This is a genomic window from Chitinimonas sp. (assembly GCF_036568685.1).
In the GTDB taxonomy this organism is placed as follows: Bacteria; Pseudomonadota; Gammaproteobacteria; order Burkholderiales; family Chitinimonadaceae; genus Chitinimonas.
In genome coordinates, this window is record NZ_DATCSC010000114.1 from 39,648 (window position 1) to 45,851 (window position 6,204).

Annotated in this window: 7 protein-coding genes and 1 tRNA gene; 7 read left to right on the forward strand and 1 reads right to left on the reverse strand. The window is 63.0% G+C overall.

The window, feature by feature from the left end; translation table 11 throughout:
- Position 1 precedes the first annotated feature (1 nt).
- From VIM95_RS16215 to VIM95_RS16230, 4 genes are all read left to right on the forward strand, one after another.
- Positions 2 to 976 (forward strand): COX15/CtaA family protein, encoded by a 975-nt coding sequence (locus VIM95_RS16215; RefSeq protein WP_331987767.1) that lies wholly within the window; start codon positions 2 to 4, stop codon positions 974 to 976.
- Positions 977 to 1,027: 51 nt separating this feature from the next.
- Positions 1,028 to 1,939, forward strand: a complete 912-nt coding sequence (gene cyoE / locus VIM95_RS16220) for a heme o synthase (protein WP_331987770.1) — start codon at positions 1,028 to 1,030, stop codon at positions 1,937 to 1,939.
- On the forward strand, positions 1,939 to 2,526 hold the full coding sequence (locus VIM95_RS16225) for an SCO family protein (protein ID WP_331987772.1): 588 nt from the start codon (positions 1,939 to 1,941) through the stop codon (positions 2,524 to 2,526). The genes cyoE and VIM95_RS16225 overlap by 1 nt, the downstream gene beginning before the upstream one ends.
- Before the next feature lie 110 nt (positions 2,527 to 2,636).
- A complete protein-coding gene (locus VIM95_RS16230; RefSeq protein WP_331987773.1) occupies positions 2,637 to 3,416 on the forward strand; it encodes a flagellar brake protein in 780 nt (259 codons plus the stop codon).
- On the opposite strand, the gene VIM95_RS16235 is transcribed toward VIM95_RS16230, so the two are convergent.
- On the reverse strand, positions 3,398 to 4,231 hold the full coding sequence (locus VIM95_RS16235) for an SDR family NAD(P)-dependent oxidoreductase (RefSeq protein ID WP_331987774.1): 834 nt from the start codon (positions 4,229 to 4,231) through the stop codon (positions 3,398 to 3,400). The two genes, VIM95_RS16230 and VIM95_RS16235, sit on opposite strands and share 19 nt — an antisense overlap.
- A gap of 84 nt (positions 4,232 to 4,315) precedes the next feature.
- Here VIM95_RS16235 and VIM95_RS16240 point away from each other — a divergent pair, with 84 nt between their 5' ends.
- From VIM95_RS16240 to VIM95_RS16250, 3 genes are all read left to right on the forward strand, one after another.
- Positions 4,316 to 5,344, forward strand: coding sequence for a CDP-6-deoxy-delta-3,4-glucoseen reductase (locus VIM95_RS16240; protein WP_331987776.1), 1,029 nt, complete (start codon positions 4,316 to 4,318; stop codon positions 5,342 to 5,344).
- Between the two features lie 22 nt (positions 5,345 to 5,366).
- Positions 5,367 to 5,442, forward strand: a tRNA-Thr gene (locus tag VIM95_RS16245).
- Between the two features lie 125 nt (positions 5,443 to 5,567).
- Positions 5,568 to 6,204 (forward strand): SIR2 family NAD-dependent protein deacylase (locus tag VIM95_RS16250; RefSeq protein WP_331987778.1); only part of this gene is annotated, 637 nt, incomplete at its 3' end.

Genomic DNA, 6,204 nt, shown 5'->3' on the forward strand with positions numbered 1-6,204 from the left:
GATGTACCGCAAACTTGCGCTGTTCGCCGCCATCTGGACCTTCTGCCTGATCGTACTGGGTGCCTATGTGCGTTTGTCTGACGCCGGCTTGGGTTGCCCGGACTGGCCTGGCTGCTATGGCAAGGCCAGCCCCATCCATGCGCTTGAGCAGATCAGTGCCGCCCATGCCGACCAGCCACACGGCCCGGTCAGTATGGCCAAGGCCTGGAAGGAGATGGTGCACCGCTACTTCGCCAGCGGCCTGGGCTTGTTGATCCTGGTGCTGATGACCCTGGCCATCCGTCAGCGTGAGCGACTGCGACAGTCGCCCATGCTGCCTATCTTTGCCTTCCTGCTGGTCTGCTTCCAGGGCGCGCTGGGCATGTGGACGGTCACCCTGTTGCTAAAACCCGCCATCGTCACCGGGCATCTGATCGGCGGCATGAGTATTTTGGCTGTGCTGGTCTGGCTCAGCCTCAGGCAACGGGAGTGGCCAGACCTCTCGCGCGAGTCTGCCGGCCTGCGCAAGTTCGCCCTGCTGGGTCTGCTGGTGGTGGCCTGCCAGATCATTCTGGGTGGCTGGGTCAGTACCAACTACGCGGCCGTGGTATGTACCGACTTCCCCACCTGCCAGGGCAGCCTTGTGCCCAATATGGACTTCCGCGATGCCTTCCATGTGCACCGCGAGCTGGGCCAGACGCCTGATGGTGCGCTCCTGAGCATGGCCAATCTGACCGCGATCCACTGGCTGCACCGGCTGGGAGCCCTGATCACCTTCTGCTACGTTGGCTGGCTGGCCTGGCGCTTGTATGCAAGAGGGGTTTTGCGTAGCCTTGCGCTCGGTATCGGCGTGGTCCTGCTGGTACAGGTTGGCCTGGGGATCAGCAATGTATTGCTGCATCTGCCCCTGCCGGTGGCGGTGCTGCACAACGCGGGCGCCGCCCTCTTGCTGACCTTGATGGTGACGTTGAATTACCGGCTGGCACCCCGCCGCTGAAGTGGGGGCCGGACCGTGTGGCGCAGTACGGATAACAATGCAGGAGACAGCATGACCGCCACGACACTAGCCAAACCCGGACCGGGCCTGAAGGCCCGCCTGCGCGAATTTCTGGCGCTGGCCAAGCCCCGGGTGGTAGCCCTGATCGTATTTTGCGCCGTTATCGGCATGTTCCTGGCCTCGCCCGAGCTGCCGCCGTTGACGGCAGTGCTCGCCGGCACTGTCGGCATCGCCCTGGTGGCAGGTGCGGCGGCCGCCATCAATTGCCTGGTTGAGCAGAAGATCGACGCCCTGATGGCGCGCACCCGCGCCCGGCCGCTGCCGCGTGGCCAGGTTACCAGCGGCCAGACCCTGGCCTTTGCCTTGCTGGTCGGTGGCCTGGGCCTCTGGCTGCTGTATGCCTGGGTCAACCCGCTGACCATGTGGCTGACCTTGGCGACCTTTGTCGGTTACGCCATCGTCTATACCATCGTGCTCAAGCCCAATACGCCACAGAACATCGTGATCGGCGGAGCGTCCGGTGCCATGCCGCCCATCCTGGGCTGGGCCGCGGTGACCGGCACGGTCAGCCACGATGCCATGATCCTGTTCCTGATCATCTTTGCCTGGACGCCACCGCACTTTTGGGCATTGGCGCTGTACCGCCGCGACGACTATGCCCGTGCTGGCCTGCCCATGCTGCCGGTGACCCATGGCGAGGCCTTTACCCGCCTGCATGTGCTGCTCTATACCTTGATTTTGACTGCGGTGACCCTGCTGCCGGTGGCCACCGGCATGGCCGGTTGGATCTATCTCGTCAGCGCGGCCCTGCTGGATGCCGCCTTCCTGGTCTACGCCTGGCGTATCTGGCGCAGCTACTCGGATGCCTTGGCGCGTAGCGCCTTCCGCTATTCCATCCTCTATCTCTCGCTCTTGTTCGCGGCCTTGCTGCTGGACCACTACCTGCCCATCCGACTGATCTGATGATGCTCAAACCCCTTAGCGCCGCGTTCGTGGCCCTGGCATTGGGTCTTGCTGCATGCAGCAAGACGCCGGCGCCGGATTTCCAGGCCACCGACGTGACCGGCGCCGCCATCGGTGGTGACTTTCAGCTCACTGGCCACGATGGCAAACCGCACAGCCTGTCTGAATTCAAGGGCAAGGTCGTGGTGCTGTTCTTCGGCTATACCCACTGCCCGGATGTCTGTCCGACCACCATGAGTGAACTGGCATCGACCATGAAGCAGCTGGGGGACAAGGCGAGCGGGGTACAGGTGCTGTTTGTGACGGTAGACCCCGAGCGCGATACCCCTGCCTTGCTCGGGCAGTATGTGCCGGCTTTCAATCCGAGCTTCATCGGCTTGTCTGGTTCACCGGAGCAAATCCGCAAGGTGGCCGACAGTTTCAAGATCGTTTATCAGAAGAATGGTGCCGCTGGTACCGACTACACGGTGGACCACAGCGCGGGTAGCTATATTCTCGATAAAGCGGGTAAATTGCGCCTCTTCGTCAACTATGGTGCCGGCGCGAAGGTATTTTCGCATGACGTAGGCATTATTTTGGCGGAGTAGGCCAGCATAGCTGCGCTACAGCCTGTGGATAACTTTGTACCAAAGCAAGCCTGGCGCGGCGTGTGGCAGAATCAGGAAATTCTATAATTATTCAGGTCGAACAGACTGTGGTGGAAACGGACAACAGCACTGCTACGGAAGGTAAAGGACCGATCGCCCTGATCCCGGAAGGGGTCGACGTCGGTAATTTCCTGTTGCGTACGCCGATGGAGATCGGGTTCGTATTGCGCTCGCTCGCCCAGAAGGGTGACCTTGTCACCATCTACTTCAACCATGGCGAGTTCTCCTTCCTGTCTGCCATCCTGGAGGCCGACCCCAAGGCCCAGCAGTTCCTGTTCGACATCAGCGGGGTGGAGGCGATCAACCGTGCCTTCCTGCGTGCCAGCCACATCGTCTTTGCCGCCGCCCCCGAAGGGGTGAGGGTGCAGTTTGTGCTGAGTGGCGGCGTCACCGAGGTGGACTACGATGGCCGCCCGGCCTTCTCGGCCAGTTTCCCGGATGACCTGATCAAGCTTCAGCGGCGTGAGTATTTCCGCCTTGATACCCCGGTCGGCAAGCCGCTGGTTTGCAAGCTGCGCCACCCCAACGGCAAGATCATGGAGTTGCCGCTGCACGATATCTCGATCGGCGGCATGGGGCTGTGGATGAGCGGCCAGGTGGAAGTCGAACAGCTGGATGTATTCCCTGGCTGCCGGCTGGACCTGGGCACCTTTGGCACCATCGAGGTCTCGCTGGAAGTGCGCAGCAAGCGCCAGGTGACCAAGCGCGACGGTACCGTACAGACCATGCTGGGCACCCGCTTTGTGGACTTGCCGCGGCAGACCGAGAACCTGCTCCAGCGCTATATCGCCCAACTGGAGCGGGAGCGGCATCAGCTCTTGCGCAATTGATCCAGCAGCACCTGCGGCGTGGCGTAGGCCAGCCGCAGCCGTAGTTCCTGCCGTAGCCGGCGATTCTTCAGCCGGCGAGACTCCCGCATAAAGGACCACAGCGCCGGTGAGACCGAGCGTTCGACCTCGGCCGCCGGTAGGCGCAGCGGGCGTGGTAGCCCGTGGGCATCGGCCACCTTGTCGAACCAATCCCCCATCTTCCAGTCACTATCGTCGCAAGCGTGGTAGACCCGTCCCGGCCTGCCGCGAAATAGCGCGAGGCAGGCGGCATGGGCCAGATCGTCGGCGTGGATGTGGTTGCTATAGCCGTCTTCGCTCGGCTGCAGGGCCGGCGTGCCGCTGCGCAGCCGCTCCAGTGGCAGGCGGTCGGCCGCGTAGATGCCGGGTGCACGCAATATGCTTACCCGGCAGCCTCGCTTGCCCAAGCCGCGCAGCGTGCGCTCGGCCGCAACGCGCCGCAGGGCTCGTGCGGACTGTGGCCTGAGGGGGTGGCTCTCATCCAGCAGGGCGCCGCCACAGTCGCCATAGACCCCGGTGGTACTGATGTAGCAGAGGCCGCGTGCTAGAATCGCAGCTTGCCCCAGCACGGCCATGAGCCGTTTGCTACGGGGGTCGTCCTCTCCCTGGTTGGGAGGTGGCGCGCTGTGCAAGACGTATTCGGCGAGGCCGACCAAGCGTCCCAGCGTGTCCGGCTGGTCCAGGTCGCCCTGTACCGGCAGCACGCCCAACTGCCGCAGTGCCAGGGCTTGTTCCTCGCTCCGGCACAGGGCGTAGACCTGGAAGCGCAGGGTCAGCCAGGGGAGTGCGCGACGCATGACGTCGCCGCAACCGACGATCAACAATCTTCTTTTTCGCATGCTGCCATTGTAACGGCAGCGGGCCTTTCAGCAGGAACCGGCATGTCCAGTCAGCTCACCATCGAACCGAGCCAGCAGCAAGTCACGGTAGAGGACGGCGAAACCATCCTCGACGCCGCCATGCGCGCGGGCTTCAATATGCCCTATGGCTGCCGCAACGGCGCTTGTGGTGCCTGCAAGGGCAAGGTATTGGCCGGCGAGGTGCGCCACCGCGAGCATTCCGGGTCGGCGCTCAACAAGACCGAGGAAGCCCAGGGCCTGGCGCTGTTCTGCTGCGCCGAGCCAGTGGGTGAGGTGACCATCGAGTGCCGTGAGGTACAGGCCACCAAGGATATCCAGATCCGTACCCTGCCTTGCCGGGTAGAGAAGATCGACCGCGTCTCGCACGATGTGGCGGTGCTCTCGCTCAAACTGCCGACCAATGAGCGGCTGCAGTTCCTGGCTGGCCAGTACATTGATATGCATACCAAGGACGGCAAGAAGCGCAGCTTCTCGCTGGCCAACCCGCCGCACGACGACGAATACCTGCAGCTGCATGTACGCCTGGTGCCGGGGGGCGAGTTCTCCGAATACGTGCACCACTCCATGCGCGAGCGCGAGATCCTGCGCTTCACCGGCCCGCTGGGTTCCTTCTTCCTAAAAGAGGAGTCGGACAAGCCCATCATCTTCCTGGCCAGCGGCACCGGTTTTGCGCCTATCCGCAGCATTGTGGAATACGCCATCAAGAAGGGCATACAGCGCGAGATGGTGCTGTATTGGGGGGCTCGTACCCTGGATGATCTCTACATGCCCGAGCTGCCCAGCCAGTGGCAGGTGGAGAATCCCAACTTCACCTTTATCCCGGTGCTCTCCGAGCCGCGCCCGGAAGACGCCTGGCATGGTCGCACCGGCTTTGTGCATGAAGCCGTGCTGCACGATTTTGCCGACCTGGCCGGCTACGAAGTCTATGCCTGCGGCGCCCCGGTGATGGTGGAAGCTGCCCACGGCAGCTTCACGGGCCGCGGCCTGCCGGCCGAAGACTTCTTCTCGGACGCGTTTTTTCTGTCCAAGGATATGGGAAAAGGCAAATAGCCCGGTATAATCCCGCCCCTACGCCGACTTAGCTCAGTTGGTAGAGCAGCTGCCTTGTAATCAGCAGGTCACCAGTTCGATTCCGGTAGTCGGCACCAGAAAGTCAAAGGCTCGCATCGTTTCCGATGCGGGCCTTTGTGCATTCTGGCCACTATCTCAGCTTGTTGCCGCCACGTTTTTGCACCTAAGCTGACTGGCTGATCAAGGTGGAGGCGAGCTTGCAATGGGTGAGCAAGGTTTGGACGAGGCGGTGCAGTGGCTACGTGAGGCCGATGGGCTGATCATCGCGGCCGGTGCGGGCATGGGGGTGGATTCCGGCCTGCCGGACTTTCGTGGCCGGGAGGGTTTCTGGCGGGCCTATCCGGCCTTGGCGGCAGCTGGCCTCGCCTTCGAGGAGATCGCCGACCCGTCCAATTTCGATGCCGACCCGACGCTGGCCTGGGGCTTCTATGGCCACCGTTTGGTGCTCTACCGCGCAACCCGGCCACACGCGGGCTTTGCCATCCTGCAGGATTTCGCCACCCGCATGGCTCATGGTGCTGCGGTCTACACCAGCAATGTAGATGGCCAGTTCCAAAGGGCGGGTTTTGACGCCACACGGGTGTACGAGATCCACGGCTCTATCCACCATCTGCAGTGCCACCGCGGTTGTGGCCAGCCTATCTGGCCGGCCGACGACTTTCTGCCCGAGATCGACACGGCCCATTGCCGGCTGCTGTCACCGTTGCCGCGCTGCCCAGGCTGCGGTGGCCTGGCTCGCCCCAATATCCTGATGTTCAGCGACTGGAGCTGGCAGTCGGCGCGTAGCGATCAGCAGGCAGAGTGGCTGGCGGCCTGGTTGCAGCGCTTGCAGCGGCCGG

What these genes read in the sequence shown, in the direction of transcription:
- VIM95_RS16225 (WP_331987772.1), top strand. Translation starts at nt 1,939, where the DNA reads ATGATGCTCAAACCCCTTAGCGCCGCGTTCGTGGCCCTGGCATTGGGT.
- cyoE (WP_331987770.1), top strand. Translation starts at nt 1,028, where the DNA reads ATGACCGCCACGACACTAGCCAAACCCGGACCGGGCCTGAAGGCCCGC.
- VIM95_RS16235 (WP_331987774.1), bottom strand. Translation starts at nt 4,231, where the DNA reads ATGCGTCGCGCACTCCCCTGGCTGACCCTGCGCTTCCAGGTCTACGCC.
- VIM95_RS16240 (WP_331987776.1), top strand. Translation starts at nt 4,316, where the DNA reads ATGTCCAGTCAGCTCACCATCGAACCGAGCCAGCAGCAAGTCACGGTA.
- VIM95_RS16215 (WP_331987767.1), top strand. Translation starts at nt 2, where the DNA reads ATGTACCGCAAACTTGCGCTGTTCGCCGCCATCTGGACCTTCTGCCTG.